This window comes from Streptomyces sp. NRRL B-24572 (genome assembly GCF_002156145.1).
Classification (GTDB): Bacteria; Actinomycetota; Actinomycetes; order Streptomycetales; family Streptomycetaceae; genus Streptomyces; species Streptomyces vietnamensis.
In genome coordinates this window covers 341-1,273 of sequence record NZ_MWIG01001156.1, presented here as the reverse complement: position 1 = coordinate 1,273, position 933 = coordinate 341, and the positions used below count along the sequence as shown (strand labels likewise).

The window sequence follows — 933 nt, the reverse complement described above, 5'->3', positions numbered from 1 at the left end:
CCCTTCCCCACCCTCGACGCCGAGCTCGAAGCCCTGCGTCGCTCCCGCGCCATCGACGTGATCGACGATCTCGACTCCTTGGAGAGGAAGGGCGTCGACCCGGCTCGGCTCCGGTCTCTGCGCGAGGATCCCCCGGCCGTCCTCCCCAAGGTCGCCGACGAGATCGAGATGTACTGGGAGCTCGCCCTCGCCCCCTACTGGGCCCGCATCCAGAAGGTCCTGGAGGCCGACGTCTTCCACCGGGCGCGGCAGGTCGCCGAGCACGGTTCGGCGCGGGTCCTGAGCGAACTCCACGAGACCGTACGGTGGGACGACGGCACCCTGCGGCTCGTACGGCGGCACTGCGCGCTCACCCGCGACCAGGCCGGATCCGGGCTGCTGCTCATCCCCTCCGTCTTCGCCTGGCCCCGGGTCCTCACCCGGTCCGTTCACCCCGATCCTCCTCAACTCGCCTATCCGGCGCGGGGGTTCGGAAGCGTCTGGGAGCCTCGTGCCACCGCCGCCACCGACGCCGTCGCCGCCGTCCTCGGCCGCTCCCGCACCCTGCTCCTCACCGAGCTCGACACCCCCGCCTCCACCACCCAGCTCGCCACGCACTGCGGCATGTCCGCCGCCGGCGTCTCCCAGCACCTCATCGCCCTCCGGAACGCCGGCCTCGTCACCGCCCACCGCAGCGGCCGCTCCGTCCTCTACGCCCGTACCGCCGTCGCCGATCAGCTCCTTCACCCGTGAGGTTCGAGGGGGGGAGGATGGGGTGGTGACCTTCTCTCTCGGCTCTTCCGACTCTTCCGGTTCTTCCGGGGCTTCCGGCCCTTCCGGGGTTTCCCGGGCTTCCTGGACCGAGCGCGTCGTCGTACGTGACGGGGTACGGCTCTCCTGTCGCGACTGGGGCGGTTCCGGGCCCGACGCCCTCCTCCTCCACGGGCTCGCCGG

1 protein-coding gene and 1 pseudogene (1 of these 2 running past the window's edge) are annotated in these 933 nt (G+C 72.0%); both read left to right on the top strand.

Going from position 1 to position 933, the window contains the following annotated elements:
• On the top strand, positions 1 to 732 hold a 732-nt coding region (locus CCN56_RS41015), incomplete at its 5' end, for a DUF5937 family protein (RefSeq protein ID WP_086832580.1).
• A gap of 100 nt (positions 733 to 832) precedes the next feature.
• Positions 833 to 933, top strand: a pseudogene (locus CCN56_RS41010) (alpha/beta hydrolase) (its annotated part continues 340 nt past the right edge of the window); the annotation flags it as partial.